Origin of the sequence: Paraburkholderia fungorum (assembly GCF_900099835.1) — a bacterium.
In the GTDB taxonomy this organism is placed as follows: Bacteria; Pseudomonadota; Gammaproteobacteria; order Burkholderiales; family Burkholderiaceae; genus Paraburkholderia; species Paraburkholderia fungorum_A.
On the sequence record NZ_FNKP01000001.1, the window covers coordinates 3603744 to 3622147 of the forward strand.

The 18404-nt window shown below is 60.0% G+C and carries 21 protein-coding genes; 4 read left to right on the plus strand and 17 right to left on the minus strand.

The features are described from left to right. Positions 1-74 precede the first annotated feature (74 nt). Positions 75-395 carry an iron donor protein CyaY gene (gene cyaY / locus BLS41_RS16030; protein ID WP_074766126.1) on the minus strand — a complete coding sequence of 107 codons (321 nt, stop codon included), beginning with the start codon at positions 393-395 and terminating at the stop codon, positions 75-77. Between the two features lie 35 nt (positions 396-430). Between cyaY and lptM the strand changes: the two genes are divergently transcribed. Both lptM and lysA read left to right on the plus strand, forming a co-directional pair. Further along, positions 431-775 (plus strand): LPS translocon maturation chaperone LptM, encoded by a 345-nt coding sequence (gene lptM, locus BLS41_RS39610; RefSeq protein ID WP_074766128.1) that lies wholly within the window; start codon positions 431-433, stop codon positions 773-775. A 9-nt stretch (positions 776-784) separates the two neighbouring features. After that, a complete protein-coding gene (gene lysA / locus BLS41_RS16040; protein WP_074766130.1) occupies positions 785-2047 on the plus strand; it encodes a diaminopimelate decarboxylase in 1263 nt (420 codons plus the stop codon). Between the two features lie 93 nt (positions 2048-2140). Here the strand turns inward: lysA and msrQ are convergent, their stop codons facing one another. The 5 genes from msrQ to BLS41_RS16065 form a co-directional block, all read right to left on the minus strand. Further along, on the minus strand, positions 2141-2872 hold the full coding sequence (msrQ, locus tag BLS41_RS16045; protein ID WP_074766132.1) for a protein-methionine-sulfoxide reductase heme-binding subunit MsrQ: 732 nt from the start codon (positions 2870-2872) through the stop codon (positions 2141-2143). Between the two features lie 9 nt (positions 2873-2881). Continuing rightward, on the minus strand, positions 2882-3877 hold the full coding sequence (gene msrP / locus BLS41_RS16050; RefSeq protein WP_074766134.1) for a protein-methionine-sulfoxide reductase catalytic subunit MsrP: 996 nt from the start codon (positions 3875-3877) through the stop codon (positions 2882-2884). 197 nt (positions 3878-4074) lie between these two features. Beyond that, positions 4075-5283, minus strand: a complete 1209-nt coding sequence (gene ccsB / locus BLS41_RS16055) for a c-type cytochrome biogenesis protein CcsB (RefSeq protein WP_074766136.1) — start codon at positions 5281-5283, stop codon at positions 4075-4077. Between the two features lie 4 nt (positions 5284-5287). Beyond that, complete coding sequence (locus tag BLS41_RS16060) at positions 5288-7510, minus strand: cytochrome c biogenesis protein ResB (protein ID WP_074766138.1); 2223 nt, start codon at positions 7508-7510, stop codon at positions 5288-5290. A 115-nt stretch (positions 7511-7625) separates the two neighbouring features. After that, a complete protein-coding gene (locus BLS41_RS16065) occupies positions 7626-8279 on the minus strand; it encodes a c-type cytochrome (protein WP_074766140.1) in 654 nt (217 codons plus the stop codon). Positions 8280-8496: 217 nt separating this feature from the next. On the opposite strand from BLS41_RS16065, the gene yihA reads away from it, so the two are divergent. Continuing rightward, a complete protein-coding gene (yihA, locus tag BLS41_RS16070) occupies positions 8497-9150 on the plus strand; it encodes a ribosome biogenesis GTP-binding protein YihA/YsxC (protein ID WP_074766142.1) in 654 nt (217 codons plus the stop codon). Between the two features lie 250 nt (positions 9151-9400). Next, positions 9401-10399 (plus strand): porphobilinogen synthase, encoded by a 999-nt coding sequence (gene hemB, locus BLS41_RS16075; RefSeq protein ID WP_074766144.1) that lies wholly within the window; start codon positions 9401-9403, stop codon positions 10397-10399. Between the two features lie 115 nt (positions 10400-10514). Here hemB and dsbD read toward each other — a convergent pair whose 3' ends face one another. From dsbD to rplO, 11 genes are all read right to left on the minus strand, one after another. After that, positions 10515-12395 (minus strand): protein-disulfide reductase DsbD, encoded by a 1881-nt coding sequence (dsbD, locus tag BLS41_RS16080; protein WP_074766146.1) that lies wholly within the window; start codon positions 12393-12395, stop codon positions 10515-10517. Beyond that, positions 12388-12720 carry a divalent-cation tolerance protein CutA gene (gene cutA, locus BLS41_RS16085; RefSeq protein ID WP_074766148.1) on the minus strand — a complete coding sequence of 111 codons (333 nt, stop codon included), beginning with the start codon at positions 12718-12720 and terminating at the stop codon, positions 12388-12390. The genes dsbD and cutA overlap by 8 nt, the downstream gene beginning before the upstream one ends. 193 nt (positions 12721-12913) lie before the next feature. Next, entirely contained in the window at positions 12914-13306 is a 393-nt protein-coding gene (gene rplQ, locus BLS41_RS16090) for a 50S ribosomal protein L17 (RefSeq protein ID WP_074766150.1), read from the minus strand. Positions 13307-13476: 170 nt separating this feature from the next. Then, entirely contained in the window at positions 13477-14454 is a 978-nt protein-coding gene (locus BLS41_RS16095) for a DNA-directed RNA polymerase subunit alpha (RefSeq protein WP_074766152.1), read from the minus strand. Positions 14455-14578: 124 nt separating this feature from the next. Further along, positions 14579-15202, minus strand: coding sequence for a 30S ribosomal protein S4 (gene rpsD, locus BLS41_RS16100; protein ID WP_027800372.1), 624 nt, complete (start codon positions 15200-15202; stop codon positions 14579-14581). A 147-nt stretch (positions 15203-15349) separates the two neighbouring features. Continuing rightward, on the minus strand, positions 15350-15754 hold the full coding sequence (gene rpsK / locus BLS41_RS16105; protein WP_006052224.1) for a 30S ribosomal protein S11: 405 nt from the start codon (positions 15752-15754) through the stop codon (positions 15350-15352). Between the two features lie 28 nt (positions 15755-15782). Then, entirely contained in the window at positions 15783-16148 is a 366-nt protein-coding gene (gene rpsM, locus BLS41_RS16110) for a 30S ribosomal protein S13 (RefSeq protein ID WP_012434566.1), read from the minus strand. Positions 16149-16189: 41 nt separating this feature from the next. Continuing rightward, positions 16190-16306, minus strand: coding sequence for a 50S ribosomal protein L36 (gene rpmJ / locus BLS41_RS16115; RefSeq protein ID WP_004199844.1), 117 nt, complete (start codon positions 16304-16306; stop codon positions 16190-16192). Between the two features lie 20 nt (positions 16307-16326). Further along, a complete protein-coding gene (infA, locus tag BLS41_RS16120; RefSeq protein WP_004521905.1) occupies positions 16327-16545 on the minus strand; it encodes a translation initiation factor IF-1 in 219 nt (72 codons plus the stop codon). An 8-nt stretch (positions 16546-16553) separates the two neighbouring features. Continuing rightward, on the minus strand, positions 16554-17900 hold the full coding sequence (gene secY / locus BLS41_RS16125) for a preprotein translocase subunit SecY (RefSeq protein ID WP_042329256.1): 1347 nt from the start codon (positions 17898-17900) through the stop codon (positions 16554-16556). A 46-nt stretch (positions 17901-17946) separates the two neighbouring features. After that, positions 17947-18381 (minus strand): 50S ribosomal protein L15, encoded by a 435-nt coding sequence (rplO, locus tag BLS41_RS16130; RefSeq protein ID WP_011490050.1) that lies wholly within the window; start codon positions 18379-18381, stop codon positions 17947-17949. Positions 18382-18404: the final 23 nt, after the last annotated feature.

Consider the following 18404-nt stretch of genomic DNA (forward strand, 5'->3'; position numbering starts at 1 on the left):
TGTTCGGCCCAATAAAAAACCGCCGCGCCCGATGCGCGGCGGTTCTGTTTTCAGCGTGACTTCCAGGCCCGCGTTTAGGGGGCTTTGAACACCACCGGCTCACCCGCCTGCTGCGTCGCGTACTCCGTCAGCGCGGAGAAAAACTCCGTGCCGCCGCGGGTGTCGCGCCATTCGCCGTCGATGAAACGGTAGTGAAAGCCGCCTGCTTTCGCGGCGATCCAGATCTCGCGCATCGGCGGCTGGAGATTGACGATAATCTTCGAGCGGTTCTCGAATTCGAGGGTCAGCACGTTGCCGCTGCGCTCGAGTTCGATGTCGGCTTCGGTGTCGTCGAGCGCGCTTTCGATAGCGGCTAGCGCGGCTTCCGCACGGGTCAGGTAATCACTATCGGACATGCTAAACTCCATCGATTATTTATTCAGGGACAGTCATGCGAGTCGTATCTCGGATGCGCGCGGCGGCGCCCGGCCGCGCGATTGTAGCGGGTTTGGTCATTCTCGCAGGTTGCGCACTTGCCGGCTGCGGGCAACGCGGGGCGCTCTATCTGCCCCAGGTTCCGCCGCTACCCGCCCCACCGGCCACCCGCACGCAGGCACCGTCGCCAGATGACGTAAAACCGGACACCAGCAACGCCTCCGAAGCCGGCACCGTGCCGGATACTTCGGGCACGGCAATGTCGCTTTCGCCGGAAACAGAACTTGCCGCACCGCCCGAGTCCGCAGCATCCGGCACCTCGGCTCCATTGCCTGCCTCCGCTGTCACCCCCGTTCAATAAGACTTTCGCATGACTCGATCCGCATTTGACTACGTCGACGGCGTATTGCACGCCGAAGGCGTGTCCGCCGTCTCCCTCGCCGAACAATTCGGCACGCCGCTGTACGTGTACTCGCGCGCCGCCCTCACCGCTGCATGGAACGCGTACGCGGGCGCTTGCGCCGGCCGTCGCGCAACGGTTCACGTGGCCGTCAAGGCCAACAGCAATCTCGCGGTGCTGAACGTATTCGCGCGACTCGGCGCGGGCTTCGACATCGTGTCGGGCGGCGAACTGGCGCGCGTGCTGGCAGCTGGCGGCAAAGCGGAAAACACCGTGTTTTCCGGCGTCGGCAAGCATGCGAACGAAATGCGCGACGCGCTCGCGGCCGGCGTCAAATGCTTCAACGTCGAGTCGATTCCCGAGCTGGATCGGCTGAACGCGGTTGCGGCGGAAATGGGCAAGAAGGCGCCTGTGTCGCTTCGCGTGAATCCTGATGTCGATGCAAAAACGCATCCGTATATTTCCACCGGCCTGAAGTCGAACAAGTTCGGCGTCGCTTTCGAAGACGCGCGCGCCACGTATCGCGCTGCTGCGGCAATGGCGAATCTCGACGTGGTCGGTATCGACTGCCATATCGGCTCGCAGATCACCGAAGTCGCGCCTTACCTCGACGCGGTCGACAAAGTGCTGGAACTGGTCGAGCAGATCGAACAGGACGGCGTGAAGATCCGTCATATCGACGTAGGCGGTGGGCTCGGCATTACCTACGACGACGAAACTCCGCCGGAGATCGGTGAGTTCGTGCGTACCGTGCTGGATCGTATCGAAGCGCGTGGCCACGGCCATCGCGAAGTGTATTTCGAGCCGGGCCGCTCGCTGGTCGGCAACGCGGGCATTCTGCTGACGCGCGTCGAGTTTCTGAAGCCGGGCGCGGAAAAGAACTTCGCAATCGTCGACGCAGCGATGACCGATCTCGCGCGTCCCGCGATGTACGAGGCGTACCACGCAATCGACGCCGTCGTTAAGCGCGACACTCCGGCTCACGTGTATGACGTCGTCGGCCCGGTTTGCGAAAGCGGCGACTGGCTCGGCCGTGAACGTCTGCTGGCCGTCGAACCTGGCGACCTGCTGGCGATCCGCTCGGCTGGTGCATATGGCTTCGTGATGAGCTCCAACTACAACACGCGCCCGCGTGCGGCCGAGGTGATGGTCGATGGTACACAGGTGTATGTGGTTCGTGCACGCGAAGAGGTTCAGCAGCTGTTTGCGGGCGAAACGATTCTGCCGGCGTAAACGCAACGCGGTGACGCGAGCAACATGAAAAAAGGCGATGCCAATGCGGCATCGCCTTTTTTTCGTGCTGTGCTCAAGTGAATTCGCGAGCGCTCAACGCGTTCTCGACCGACTCCCACGTAGCCACGCGACCAACCTCCAAACCAGCAACACGATCATGATCGCGCCGTAAATCTTCGGCAGAAACAGGTCGTGCTTGCCGGCCTTCATCCACCAGAAATGCAGGATCGCGAGCGCGCCAATCAGATAGATCGCGCGATGCAGCGTCTGCCAGCGTCGGCCGAGTTTGCGCACCATCGCGCGCGGCGAAGTTGCAGCGAGAGCGATCAGCAGCACGAACGCCGCGAAACCCACGGTGATGAATGGCCGCTTGCCGATGTCCTTCAGAATGGCCGCCACGTCGAACCACTTGTCGAACCAGAGATAAGTCGTGAAATGCAGCGTCGCGTAGAAGAACGCGTAGAGGCCGAGCATCCGGCGAAAACGCACGAGCGCCGCGACGCCGGTGAGTCGGCGCAACGGGGTCACGGCCAGCGTGATGCACAGAAAAACCAGCGTCCAGAGACCGGTCGAGCGCGTGATGAACTCGATCGGATTGGCGCCGAGCCGGTCGGTCATCCCGAATAACACGAGGCGCGCGAGCGGATACCAAGCGGCGATGAACACGGCGACCTTGGCTGGCGCGATCCAGCGCGCGCCACCTGCGGACCGAGTCTTATTCGGCGTCTGAATGGTCCGGGATGAAACATAAGACCCTGCCGCTTGCGCACGCTGCGTCTTATGCTCGGACTCGGTCTCGCTGGCCGGTTGCGTATCGGAATCCATCGTCGTGCCTCAGAAATTCTTCTTCAGGTCCATGCCTTGATAGAGCGACGCAACCTGATCCCCGTACCCGTTGAACATCAGCGTCTTGCGCTTCGGCGTGAAAAAACCGTCACCGATACGCCGCTCGGTCGCCTGACTCCAGCGCGGATGATCCACGTTCGGATTCACGTTCGAATAAAACCCATACTCGTTCGACGCATAGGTGTTCCAGCTAGTCGGCGGCTGCTTGTCGAGAAAGCGGATTTTCACCAGCGACTTCGCGCTTTTGAAGCCGTACTTCCACGGCACCACGACGCGCACCGGCGCGCCGTTCTGATTCGGCAGAACCTGCCCGTAGAGGCCCATTGTCAGCAGCGTCAGCGGATTCATCGCTTCGTCCATCCGCAGACCCTCGGAATACGGCCAGTCGAGCACGGGCGTCGACAGGCCAGGCATCTGCGACGGATCGGCCAGCGTGATGAACTGCACGTACTTCGCATTGCCATTGGGCTGCACGCGTTTGATCAATTCCGACAGGGGTATGCCGATCCACGGAATCACCATCGACCATCCTTCGACGCAGCGCAGCCGGTACACCCGCTCCTCGAGCGGCGCCAGCTTGAGCAATTCGTCGATGTCATACACCTTCGGATTCTTGATCTCGCCCTCGACGCTCACCTTCCACGGATGCGGCCGCAGCGTCCCCGCGTTCTGCGCGGGATCGGCCTTGTCGGTGCCGAACTCGTAGAAATTGTTGTAGGTGGTGATGTCTTTGAACGGCGTGGCCTGGTCGAGCGCGACGAAGCGCGCGTTGGTCTTCGCGGCCAGCTTCTGTGCTTTCGCGTCCGGCGATGTGTAAGCCGCCCGCGCCGCCTCGCCATGCGCGCCGATCAGGCCGCCGAGCGCCGTCGCACCGGCCGCCTGCAACACGCGCCGCCGGTTCTCGAAAACGCGCTGCGGCGTGATTTCACTGCGCGCAATGTCGTCGCCGGTCAGTTTTGTTCTGTCGCTGCGTTTGATCCACATCCTGCTGCTCCTTGACGGCCCATCGATCTGCACATCTTACGGGGCCATATTGATGACTGCGGGCGCGGTCGTCGGCCGCTCATCCATAGGTACTCCAACAGCGAACACCTTGGATGCAGCGAATATTCCGCGCACCATAAAAAAACCGCCGGGTGCAAAGCACGCGGCGGTTTCTTGAACGTCTGAAGCAATGGTTCTTACAGCTTGCCGTAGCTATGCAAGCCCGACAGGAACATGTTCACGCCAAGGAACGCGAAGGTCGTGACCAGCAGACCGGTCAGCGCCCACCATGCCGCCACCGCGCCGCGCAACCCCTTCATCAGACGCATGTGCAGCCAGGCCGCGTAGTTCAGCCAGACGATCAGCGCCCACGTTTCCTTCGGGTCCCAGCTCCAGTAACCGCCCCAGGCTTCAGCGGCCCACAACGCGCCAAGAATCGTCGCAATCGTGAAGAACGCGAAACCGACGGCGATCGACTTGTACATCAGGTCATCGAGCACATCGAGCGCCGGCAGGCGGTCGGCCAGCACGCCGCGCTCTTTCGACAGATACGCGACCCCGACCATGGCCGACAGCGCAAAGCTGCCGTAGCCGATGAAGTTCGCCGGCACGTGGATCTTCATCCACCAGCTTTGCAGCGCGGGGACGAGCGGCTGGATTTGCTGCGCGTCGCGAGCGACCGAGTACCACATCAGGAAGCCGACAGCCGCGCTGATCACCAGCAGCACGAACGCGCCGAGCGCGCGGGTGTTGTAGTGCTGCTCGTAGTACAGATAAAACAGCGCGGTGATCAGGCTGAACAGCACGAACACTTCGTACAGGTTCGAGATTGGAATATGACCGACGTCAGCGCCGATCAGATAGGACTCGTACCAGCGCACCATCAGGCCGACAAAGCCCATCACCACTGCGGCCCACGTCATCTTCGAACCGATCGCGGCGCCGGTCGGCGAGCGCGACAGCAGGCCGATCCAGTAGAACACGGTAGCGAACACGAAGAGCGCGCTCATCCACAGAATCGCGGACTGGCTCGACAGGAAATACTTGAGGAAGAACGCGTTATCGGCGCGGCTGAGGTCGCCGTGATAGATCTGGATGGCCAGCAGCGACAGCGCTGCAATGCCCACCATCAGTGGACGCACGGGCTTCCAGCGCCAGCCGAGCGTGATGAACACCGGCACCGCACACACCAGCACGAGCTTGTCGTAGTAATTCATGAACGGGTGATAGCGCGACAGCGCAAAACCCGCGCCCGCGACCATCACCACGGCAAACAGCCAGTCGATCGCGCCGAGCCGCTTCAGGAACGGCCGGTCGTCGTACTGCGCGACATTGAGCGTCTCGCTCGCGAACGTCTTGTCGGGCCGCGATGCGGAGGAGGATGAGGAAACCTGAGTCAAGTCCATGATCTTACCGGGTCGAATCTTGTGAACTGGCGGACGGCGCGCCGGCAGGGCCGGGCTTGCTGGAGGCGCTGTCGGCGTCGGATGCTACGGTGAGTTTCGCGCCGAGCGCAGCGCCTACGGCGTCGCGCGTCTGGACGAACTCCTTTTCGAAGTCGAGTGTTTTGCGTGCGCTCGACATCGCCATTACGACGTTTGTGCCGTGATCGGTATCTTTGAGCCAGAACCAGAGGCGCCGTTCGCGGACGTAGAACATCGAAAAGATGCCTAACACGAGGAGCAGGCTGCCAAGATACACGACTTTTTTGCCCGGCGCGCGCGTCAACTGAAATACCGAAGCTTGCACCTGCTTGAATGAGTCAAGTTGTAAATAGACCGGCGATCCATACAGAAAGCTGTCAGATATTGCGTTGATCGAGCTTTGTACGAAGCGGCTGGCGTCCGCATTGGCCTGCGCTTCGGGCTCGCCGAGCTGCTGGCGGGACAGTTGCCACAGATCCCACGTCGCGCCTTCGAGCATGCGCAGCAGCAGACCCGCGGCCTTTTCCTGCTCGCCCTTCGGCACCGAATGGTCGATAAAACCGGCGATGGCCTGGAAACCGCCGACCGGCTGCCCGTCCGGCATCTTGATGCTGTTGTCGGCGCCCGCGAAAAGGGTCAGCACGCGCAGCGCGCTTTCTTCCAGATGCTGTTGCAACTCGGGGTTCGAACCGGGCACCGAGCGCTGCGCGAAACGGTGAGCCGCCGTCGTACGCATGGCCGGATCTTCGAGCGTCGCGCGCAGGTTCATCCACTCCTTGACCGTGCCGCCGGTGTCGGCGGGAATGCGCAGGTAGCGGAACGGGTCGTCCGGATTCACGCGCATGCCGGCGAGGAACATCTTTTCGCCCGACACGTCCACCGGCAGCATGTAGTTGTTGTACTCGCGCGCCTGGCCGTCCTTGCCGCGCACCTTGTATTGGACCGACGGGCCGACGTTATGCAGATCGAGTGGCTTCGAGGTTTTAGCGCCCGAGCCGAGCCGTTCGTCGAACGCTTCCTTCAACGTTTGATGCGCAGCGACGCCGCGCGCGTCGTTCTGCCCGCTGCCGTTCGAAATGTTTTCGACGTTGATCGCGCGGAAGTCGGTGAACTCGACCGTTTGTCCATCGGCGAGCGGCGTTGCGGTGCTCAACGGCGCATTGCCGCCGATCGTGCCGCCGAACGGCGCGGTTTTCGCGCTTGCGCCGGTCATCGGAAAGGCCGTCATCTGCATCTGCGAGCCGCCGTCCTGGAAGCTCGACTGATAGATCGACACGCCGTCATACGTGAACGGCTTGTTCACTTCGACACGCGCCGGGATGCGCGCGCCCGTCTGGTGATCGACCACGACGATGTCGCTCGCAAACAGCTTCGGCATGCCAGTCGAGTAGTAATCGACGATGAACTTGTTCAACTCGATCGAGAACGGCAGGTCCTGAATGAGCGAGCCGTCGGGCTGGTTCAGGATCGCCGTCGACACATGCTGCCCTTCCGGCACCCATGCATAACCACGGAACGTCGGGTTCGATTGCGACAGACGGTGGTCGGGCGTGATGTCGTTGATCACGGTGTTCGAGCGGATCGGCGACTTGTCGAACATCCACATTTGCAGCTTGATCGGCAGATTGCTGTCGAGCAGGCCGCCCACGCAGATCACGACGATAGCGAGGTGAGCGGAAATGTAGCCGAATTTGGTCAACGCGCCGCGCTTGGCCGCGATCAGTGTCGCGCCTTCGGACTCACGCGTGACGAACTTGTAGCCGAGCTTCGACGAGAGTCTGGCGAGCACCGCCGAGGTCTGCGCACGCGTGCCGCTCACCGCGAACTCGCCTTTGTGATGGAATGCGCGCAGGCTGTTTTCGCGGACCTTGTCCTTCCAGCTCTTTGCGTCGGCGACCATCTTCGGCGCATTGCGGATCACGCATAGCGACACCGACACCATCAGAAAGCCGAGGATCGTCATGAACCACCACGAGCTGTACACCGTGTACAGACTCAGCGAGCGGAAGATGTCCGCCCAGAACGGGCCGAACTGATTGACGTAGTTGGGATACGGATCGTCCTGCGTGAGAACGGTGCCGATGATGCTGGCAATCGACAGGATCACGAGCAGCGCAATCGCAAAACGCATCGAACTCAATACTTCGACGACGCTGCGCGTGATGCGATTGCCCGACTTCGACTGCAAACCCGACGTGGTAACGCTCATTCATACTCCGACTGAACAGCAAAAAAGGGTGAAAGGCTGTCGTAGACACGAAGCCTCCACCCTTTTCTTGTTTTGTACCGACCTTGCCAGGACGGTTGCACTTGCGTGCGGACTCTTAATGCAAGCCCGCGATGTAATCGGCAACAGCCTTGATCTCGCTGTCCGACAGACGCGATGCTATCGCATGCATCGCGTCGTTGTTATTACGGGCGCCAGGACCTTGCGTGAACGCCAGCAACTGGGCCACCGAATATTCCGCCCATTGCCCCGACAAACGCGGGAATTGAGACGGAATGCCCTGACCGGTCGGCCCGTGACAGCTTGCACAGGCCGGCACACCCTTGTCGGCAACCCCGCCGCGATAAATCTTCTCACCTAGCGCGACCGTGTCTTTGTTGTGCGCGTAACCGGGCTTCGGGGTTTGCGTCGAGAAATAGGCGGCCACGTTGATCATGTCCTGATCGGACAGCGCCGCGGCCATGCCCGCCATGATCGCATTGTTGCGCGCGGGCTGTTTGGCGCCCGGCTGAATCTTGAAGTCTTTGAGCTGCTTGACGAGGTACTCAGGATGCTGACCCGCCAGCTTCGGATATGCGCCGCCGGCACTGTTGCCGTCTGCACCATGACATGACGCGCAAACCTGCACCGCGATTGCCTGCCCCCGATTGACGTCCGGCTTGACCGGATCTGCTGCTCGTGCCTGAATTGCCAAACCTGAAAGACCTGCCGCTACATGAAGCACCATCAGAGTCTTGCTCAGTCGATTCATTCGCACACCCTGTCTCGTCTTGTGGGATTTTAGAGGTTTTGCAAAATACGACGGCGACCGAGTGACCACCAGTAACGCGCCAAGGCACGCGGGCTGGCCTCCTCAGGTTTTCAGTAAACCATCGTATTGTACAATAACTCGCTAATCGCTAAGACGCCAGTCGGGCTTGACCCGTCCCCACTCCGGGTTCCCCGGCGTCTCGAATCCTGGCCTGATCATGTCCTTCCTGCTCCACCAATCCCGCTTTTTCACGACCGTCAATCACCTGCGTGATCTGCCGGCCACGTCGCAACCCGAGATCTGCTTCGCCGGGCGCTCGAACGCCGGCAAGTCGACGGCCATCAACATTCTGTGCAATCAGAAGCGACTGGCCTTCGCCAGTAAGACGCCGGGACGCACGCAGCACATCAACTATTTTTCGGTGGGTAAGGAAGACGATCCGACCGCGTATCTGGTCGACCTGCCGGGCTACGGTTACGCCGAAGTGCCGGGAGCGGCGAAGGCTCACTGGGAGGCGCTGCTGTCCACGTACCTGCAATCGCGCTCGCAACTACGCGGCATGATTCTGATGATGGACTCGCGCCGTCCGCTGACCGATCTGGACCGGCGCATGATCGAGTGGTTCGCGCCGACCGGCAAGCCGATTCACACGCTGCTGACCAAGTGCGACAAATTGACCCGCCAGGAAAGCGTCAACGCGTTGCGCGCGACGCAGAAAGGTCTGGCTGAATATCGCACTGCGGGCTATCGCGGCGATCTGACTGCGCAACTTTTCTCGGCGCTCAAGCGTGTCGGGATCGACGAAGCGCATGAGCTGGTTGAAAGCTGGCTGATCCCTTCTGCGAAGGGCGAAGCGGACGCTGCGGAGTAAGCGCAACCGCCGCTGCTCCAGGGGCACGAAACCATCATTTCCGTTCGCCCATAAAAAAACCCGCCGCTTAAACGGCGGGTCAAACAGCCTAATCGAAAAACGACAGGCACCCGCTCAGGGAGGAGAAGCGGGGAGGTCAGCGCCAGGCGCCTTGCTCGATCGGTATGATATACCATTGTCTCGAAAAGTTTCCGGGAGCGGAGGCAGGCGTGATTTGTCCACTCCATTCATCTACGATCTTCGATTCGATATGAGCTTCTATCCGCACTATCGTCCGCGCCGTATGCGCCGCGACGACTTCTCGCGTCGCATGATGCGAGAAAACATCCTCACCACCAACGATCTGATTTACCCCGTGTTCATCGTCGAAGGCACCAACGTGCGGCAAGCCGTACCGTCGATGCCGGGCGTCGAACGCGTGTCGGTCGATCTGCTGATGGGTGTCGCCGAGCAATGCGTCGCGCTGGGCGTGCCGGTGCTGTCGCTGTTCCCCGCGATCGAGCCGTCGCTGAAGACGCCCGATGGCCGCGAAGCGACCAATCCGGCCGGCCTGATCCCGCGCGCGGTTCGCGAACTGAAGAAGAATTTCCCCGAATTGGGCATCCTCACCGACGTCGCGCTCGATCCGTACACGAGCCACGGCCAGGACGGCGTGCTTGACGAAGCCGGCTATGTGATCAACGACGAAACCGTCGAGATTCTGGTCGAGCAGGCGCGTGCGCAAGCCGAAGCAGGCGTCGACATCGTCGCTCCGTCGGACATGATGGACGGCCGGATTGGCGCAATCCGCGAGATGCTGGAGAGCGAGGACCACGTCCACACGCGCATCATGGCTTACGCGGCCAAGTTCGCGTCGGCGTTTTACGGCCCGTTCCGCGATGCAGTAGGTTCCGCGACGAACCTCGGCAAAAGCAACAAGATGACGTACCAGATGGACCCGGCCAACTCGAATGAAGCGCTGCGCGAAGTGCAGGCGGACATCAACGAAGGCGCGGACATGGTGATGGTCAAGCCAGGTATGCCGTATCTGGATATCGTACGGCGCGTGAAGGACGAGTTCCAGTTCCCGACTTACGTGTACCAGGTGAGCGGCGAGTACGCGATGCTGAAGGCGGCCGCGCAGAACGGCTGGCTCGATCACGACAAGGCGATGATGGAATCGCTGCTCGCGTTCAAGCGCGCGGGCGCGGATGGCGTGCTGACCTACTTCGCACTGGATGCCGCGCGGATTTTGCGGGCGCAGAAGTAGGTTGAGGCGCTGCTGGTTTTAGCTTTAACGCTAACTGGAGCTTAAAAAAAACGGAGGCGGACCCAAGGGTCGCGCCTCCGTTTTATATTAGGGCTGCCGGTTTTGCCTTTGCTGATTAAACCCCGGCCCCACTCGCCTTATCCAGCGAGCGCAAGAATTTGTCCGCAGATTCATAACCGACGACGCGCAATACCTCCTTGCCAGCCGGATCGAAGAAAATAATGCCCGGTGGCCCGAACAGGCCAAAGCGTTTCAACAATGTTTGATCGTCGGCGTTGTTCGCGGTGACGTCGGCGCGCAGCAGATTCATCTGCTTCAATTTGGCTTGCACGCGCGCGTCGCTAAAGGTGAACTTCTCCATTTCCTTGCAGCTGACGCACCAGTCCGCATAAAAATCGAGCATGGCTGGCTGAGAAGCCGTTTTGACGGCCTGATCCAACTCATTCGATGAGCGAACCGGTGCAAATGTCAGATCGCTCTGAGGCGCGGCAGGCGCGTTATTGGACACGTTGCCGACGCCCCCCCTTGCGGCCAATACTGCGAGCGGCCTAAGAGGATCGGACGAGCCAGCGGCAAGTCCCACGAGCAACACGGCCGCCCAGATCGCGAGCGCCGCGCCGATACCCCGGCTGAGGCGGCGCCAGATCGACCCGTCCACGGACGCCGCCGAGAACAACCCCAGCGACGCTGCGGCAACCAGCAACCAGAGCGCGCTCAGCAGCATTTGAGCTGCGGCACCGAGTACCGGCCACACGATCCATAACGCCGCGGCCAGCAGCACGACTCCGAAAAACACCTTGACGCCATCCATCCAGGCACCCGCGCGCGGAAGGAGCGTTCCGGCGCCGAAACCGATGATCAGCAGAGGGACGCCGAGCCCAAGACCCATCGCAAACAATGCTGCGCCGCCGAGGAACGCGTTGCCCGTGTGAGCGATGAACGCCAGCACGGCAAACAGCGGCGCGGTCATGCAAGCGCCCACTACGAGGGCGGACAGTGCGCCCATCACCGCGACGGCAGCGAACTTGCCGCCCGAGCGTCCCGTCGACGCACGCGAAACGCCGTCCTGCCAGCGCTGCGGCAACGCAATGTCGAATCCTGCAAGCAAGGTCAGCGCAAAAACGGTCAACAAGACGCCGAACGCGCCCAGCACCCACGGATTCTGCAACCACGCGCCGAGGCTCTGCCCAACCAACGCCGCCGCGACGCCGAGCGCCGTATAAACGAGCGCCATCCCGATTACATACGCCAGCGACAACGCAAAACCGCGCGCACGCGTCACCCGCGCACCCTCGCCGATGATGATTGCCGAAAGAATCGGAATCATCGGATACGAGCACGGCAGCAGGCTAAGCACGGCGCCGGCGACAAAATAGAGCCCGATGATCGCGATGAAACCGCCGCCTTGCAGCAACGATTGCGCGTAGTCAGCGCTCGTGGCGCGCTCGTACCAGGGTTCGTCTTCTGTACTGGACTTTTGGTTTGTCGCATTCGTGGCCGTAGTCGCCGGGGCCGTCGCGCTGCCCGCCGGCTGCAACGCAGCGCCGCTGACGTGGTACACACGCTCCATCGGCGGATAGCAGATGCCGGCATCCGCGCACCCTTGCGACGTCACCGCCAGATCGAACGGGCCGGCCGCCTGCTTGACCGGAATGCGGATCGTCAGCTCGTTACGATACGTCTCGACGTTCTTGTTGAACGTCTCGTCAAACTTGACGTGGCCGGCGGGCAATTGCGGCTCGCCAATCGTGGCCGTGCCGTTGCGGGTCGCAAACGCAAAGCGCTCGCGATACATGTAGTAGCCGTCGGCAATCTTGTACGTGACATCTACCTCGCCGGGCTTTTCGGTCGCGCTGAATTTGAACGCGACGGCAGGATCCAGGAAGTTATCGTCAGCACGGGCAGGCGTGCCGAATTGCGCAAGAATCACGCAGCCGAGCAGGAAAAATGCAGTGCGCAGCGCTTGGCGCGCACGTCGGTCGAGACCGTTAAACATGGAGGGGGCGTTGGGTTTCGGTAGTGATCCACTGGCCGTACGCGGCTGATGCCGACGCCTGCCACATGATGATTTCCGGCGTGTCGTAGGGATGGTGCGCCTGAATGAACTGTTCCAGTTCCAGCGCGCGAGCGACGCTCGTCTTGAACAGCAACTGGATTTCCTGCGCGGTTTCGATCGCGCCCTGCCAGTGATAGCTAGATTGAACGCTGCCAAGTTGCGTGACACAAGCGCAAAGCCGCGCGGCAAGGGCATCCGCGGCGAGTTTCTGGGCAACGGCCGCGTCCGGCACCGTCGTCAGAAGCAAGGTCACATTTACGCTCACACAAACTCCAGCCAGGCACGATTCAGGTGCCGGTATCGTATCACCAGGCTCGGGGTGCCGCAGGCGGCTGGACTGTTGTGGCACAGGGGCGTCACGTTGCGTTGACGACCGCAAAAACCATCACCCTGCGGCCGGAAAAATTTCAAAAAAAAAAGCCAGGCTGATTGCCTGGCTTTCTTTCAATGCCTGAAGCTTACTCAGCTTCTTGCACTTCGACTTCTTCAACTTCCGGACGATCGAGCAGTTCGACCAGTGCCATCGGTGCGTTGTCGCCGACGCGGAAACCGAACTTCAGGACGCGCAGGTAGCCGCCCGGACGGGTAGCGTAACGCGGGCCGAGAACTTCGAACAGCTTCGTGACCGAGTCACGATCGCGCAGGCGGTTGAACGCCAGACGACGATTTGCCAGCGACGGCTTCTTGCCGAGCGTGATCAGCGGCTCGACAACTTTACGGAGTTCTTTTGCTTTCGGCAGCGTGGTCTTGATGACTTCGTGCGCGATCAGCGAGTTCGACATATTACGGAGCATTGCCAGACGGTGGCTGCTCGTGCGGTTCAGTTTCCGCAGACCATGACGGTGACGCATGTTAATTCCTTCGATTCAAAGTTTTGGTCCAGCTCTTCTATCGCGCTCAACTACCCGAAGGTGATGAGTGCACGGGCCGGTAGTGAAAAAAGACAAGACGCGGATTTTAAAGGAAAATCCGCGTCTTTGCCAGTGCAGCGGCGGGTTCTATCCCGGGATTACGTCTCGACTTACTTGTCCAAACCTGCCGGCGGCCAGTTTTCGAGCTTCATTCCGAGCGTCAAACCACGCGACGCCAAGACTTCCTTGATTTCGTTCAGCGACTTGCGGCCCAGATTCGGCGTCTTGAGCAGCTCGTTTTCCGTACGCTGGATCAGGTCGCCGATGTAGTAAATGTTCTCGGCCTTCAGGCAGTTCGCGGAACGAACCGTCAGTTCGAGATCATCAACCGGACGCAGCAGGATCGGATCGATCTGCGGCGCACGCGACGGCGCTTCAGCCGTTGCTTCGGTGCCTTCCAGTGCAGCGAACACCGACAGTTGATCAACCAGAATACGAGCCGATTGACGGATCGCTTCTTCCGGCGAAATCACACCGTTGGTTTCGATGTTCATCACGAGCTTGTCGAGGTCGGTACGCTGTTCGACGCGAGCACTTTCAACGGCGTAGCTCACACGGCGAACCGGCGAGAACGACGCGTCCAGCACGATACGGCCGATGATCTTGGCCGACTCTTCGCCGTAACGACGCACGTTGCCCGGCACATAGCCGCGGCCCTTTTCGATCTTGATCTGCACGTCGAGCTTGCCGCCCTTCGACAGATGCGCGATCACGTGATCCGGGTTGATCACTTCGCAGTCGTGCGCGAGTTCGATGTCGCCAGCGGTGACAACGCCTTCGCCTTCCTTGCGCAGCGTAACCGTCACTTCGTCACGGTTATGCAGCTTGAACACGACACCCTTCAGGTTCAACAACAGGTTGACCACATCCTCTTGCACACCGTCGAGCGTCGAATATTCATGTACGACGCCTGCGATCGTCACTTCGGTCGGCGCATAGCCGATCATCGACGACAGCAGCACGCGCCGAAGCGCGTTACCCAAGGTGTGGCCGTAACCGCGTTCAAACGGTTCCATGACCACTTTCGCATGGCTCTCGCCAAGCGATTCAACAGCGATGATCTTGGGCTTCAACAAACTGGTTTGCATAGGTTTTCCTTTTCAATACCCTCGGCTCGTTACACCGATAAGGCTGACCGGTAACAACCTGAAAATAAACAGCCGGGACGCCCCCTTGCATATCGCAAACAGGGTGCCCCGGCCGTTAATCCGATTACCGCGAATACAATTCGACGATCAGGCTTTCGTTGATATCGCCAGCGATGTCGCTGCGTTCCGGCTTCGACTTGAACGTGCCTTCGAACTTCTTCGAATCGACAGCGACCCAGCTCGGCAGACCGCCTTGCTCAGCCAGCGACAGCGCTTCGAGAATACGCGCCTGCTTCTTCTTCTGTTCGCGCACTGCGACGACGTCGCCTGCCTTCACTTGCATCGACGGGATGTTCGACACAACGCCGTTCACCGTGATCGCCTTGTGGCTCACGAGTTGACGTGCTTCAGCGCGCGTCGAACCGAAACCCATGCGATACACGACGTTATCCAGACGCGATTCGAGCAATTGCAGCAGGTTTTCACCCGTATTGCCCTTCAGGCGGTCAGCTTCAGCGAAGTAACGACGGAATTGACGCTCGAGAACACCGTAGATACGCTTAACTTTTTGCTTTTCGCGCAACTGCGTGCCGTAGTCGGACGTACGTGCACCCGAAGTGCGGCCATGTTGGCCAGGCTTGCTGTCAAGCTTGCACTTGTCAGCCAGCGAACGACGGGCGCTCTTCAGGAAGAGGTCAGTGCCTTCACGGCGGGACAGCTTGGCCTTAGGGCCGATATAACGTGCCACGTTGATTCCTTCATTGATTAATCACGCGAGTGCATGCATTCGCGCTAGTCCGAACCCTTTGGGTCGAACGGTGGGCTTAGTCAATTCAATAGCGCAAGCAGCCTGCCGCCGCGCAGGGCGGCAACAGGCGCTAGCAATACAAGCGTCTTAGATACGACGACGCTTCGGCGGACGGCAGCCGTTGTGCGGGACCGGAGTCACGTCGGAGATCGCCGTGATCTTGATACCAAGACCATGCAACGCGCGCACCGCCGATTCACGGCCAGGACCGGGGCCCTTGATCCGCACTTCGAGGTTCTTCACGCCGTATTCCATCGCCACGCGGCCAGCCGATTCGGCTGCCACCTGGGCTGCAAACGGAGTCGATTTACGCGAACCCTTGAAGCCCTGACCACCCGACGTTGCCCAAGCAAGTGCATTGCCTTGACGATCGGTGATCGTGATGATGGTGTTGTTGAACGACGCGTGAACGTGAACCACGCCCTCGGCGACGTTCTTCTTGACCTTCTTGCGAACGCGTTGCGCCGCGGAGTTGTTCGAAGCCTTAGCCATTACGTTTTCCTGTAACTGTCAGTTCCGCTTACTTCTTCAGCGATTGCGCTGCACGACGCGGACCCTTGCGCGTACGGGCATTCGTACGCGTGCGCTGGCCGCGCAGGGGCAAGCCCTTACGATGCCGAACGCCACGGTAGCAGCCGAGATCCATCAGGCGCTTGATGTTCATCGTCGTTTCACGGCGCAGATCGCCTTCAACGATGAACTTGCCGACTTCTTCACGCAGCTTTTCGAGGTCTGCGTCGTTCAGGTCTTTGACCTTCTTCGAAAATGCCACACCAGCAGCGACGCAGATGTCGCGCGAGCGCGTGCGGCCGACACCGTAAATAGCCGTCAGGCCGATTTCGGTATGCTGGTGATTCGGGATGTTAACCCCTGCGATACGAGCCATTGTTTTTCCTCAAACAAAAAGCGCAGCAAAAAGCGCGGCGTTCAGCCTTGACGCTGTTTGTGGCGCGGATCAGAGCTGCAAATCACGCGCACAACGCCTTTGCGCTTGATGATCTTGCAATTGCGGCAAATGCGCTTAACCGATGCCATCACTTTCATGATATTACCCTTTTTTCAAATCACTTCGCCCGGAACACGATCCGCGCACGCGACAGATCGTAAGGCGTCAATTCAACCGTTACCTTGTCGCCCGGCAAGATTCGGATGTAGTGCATCCGCATCTTGCCGGATATGTGTCCCAATACGACATGGCCGTTTTCCAGCTTCACCCTGAAGGTAGCGTTAGGCAGGTTTTCGATGACTTCACCCTGCATCTGGATAACATCGTCTTTGGCCATATGTCCTTTCAACGCATCGGGACGCCGCCGCCTTTGAAATTAGCTTTCTTAAGCAGCGATTCATACTGTTGCGACATAACGTACGACTGCACCTGCGCCATGAAATCCATTGTGACGACGACAATGATCAGCAGCGACGTTCCACCAAAATAAAACGGCACGTTCCAGCGCAGCACCAGAAATTCGGGCAGCAGACAAACAAACACGATGTAGATCGCACCAGCCAGCGTCAGACGCGTGAGGATACGGTCGATATACCGCGCTGTTTGATCGCCCGGGCGGATGCCAGGGACGAAAGCGCCACTCTTTTTCAGGTTGTCGGCCGTTTCTCTGCTGTTGAACACCAGTGCGGTGTAGAAGAAGCAGAAGAAAACGATCGCCAACGCGTACAGCAACACGTACACGGGTTGACCGGGCTTAAGGGCTTCGGCCACGTTGTGCAACGTGTCTGCGAACCAGCTGGTACGCGACCCCGAACTAAACCAGTTCAGGATAGTTGCCGGGAAGAGAATGATCGACGATGCAAAGATCGGCGGAATCACGCCCGACATATTCAGCTTCAGCGGCAGATGTGAAGACTGTCCGCCGTAAATCTTGTTACCGACTTGCCGCTTGGCGTAATTCACAAGAATCTTGCGCTGGCCGCGTTCAATGAACACCACCAGATACGTCACAGCAGCAATCAGCGCGACCACGATAATCGCCGAGATGATGCTCATCGAGCCGGTTCGCACCAATTCGAAGAGACCACCGATTGCATTCGGGAAACCCGCTGCAATACCGCCGAAAATGATGATCGAGATACCGTTGCCAAGCCCACGCTCCGTGATCTGCTCACCCAGCCACATCAGGAACATCGTGCCCGTCACCAGCGTCACGACCGTCGTCAACCGAAACACCATTCCCGGATCGATCACCAAGCCCGGCTGATTTTCCAGGGCGACGGCAATGCCGAACGCCTGGAACGTCGCCAGCAGGACCGTAAAGATACGCGTGTACTGCGTAATCTTCCGCTGACCCGCCTGCCCTTCCTTTTTCAGCGCTTCCAGCTGCGGCGAGACAATCGCCAGCAACTGCATGATGATCGACGCCGAAATGTACGGCATGATCCCCAGCGCAAAAATCGTGAACCGCGAAAGTGCGCCACCCGAAAACATGTTGAACATGCCAAGGATGCCGCCCGACTGGCTTTGGAACAACTTCGCCAGCTGGTCCGGGTCAATACCCGGCACCGGAATGTGCGCGCCGATACGGTAGACGATCAACGCCAGCAGCAGGAATACTGCACGCCGACGCAGATCGCCAAACTTCGCCGCGCTGCGACCGGGTTTTGCGAGACTCGGGCTGTTAGCCAAGTACCTTCTCCGATGCAAATGCTAGTGACGGCAAATAACTTGCGCGTTACTCGGCAAAAGAGCCGCCGGCTGCTTCGATAGCAGCGCGCGCACCCTTCGTCGCACCCAGACCCTTCACAACGACCTTGCGCTTGAGCTCGCCCGTCGCGATGATCTTGGCGCTCTTGATCAGCTCACCGACCAGGCCGGCTTGCTTCAGAGCCAGCAAGTCGATTTCGTCGACCGGCAGCTTTTCCAGATCAGAGAGACGCACTTCACCAACGAATTCCTTCGTCAGCGAGGTGAAGCCACGCTTCGGCAGGCGACGTTGCAGCGGCATTTGACCGCCCTCGAAGCCAACCTTGTGAAAGCCGCCCGAACGCGACTTCTGACCCTTGTGACCACGGCCAGCGGTCTTGCCGAGGCCGGAGCCGATGCCGCGACCAACGCGACGCTTTGCGTGCTTCGCGCCTTCAGCCGGCTTCAGGTTATTCAATTCCATTATCAACTCCTTGAGTCCTGGTC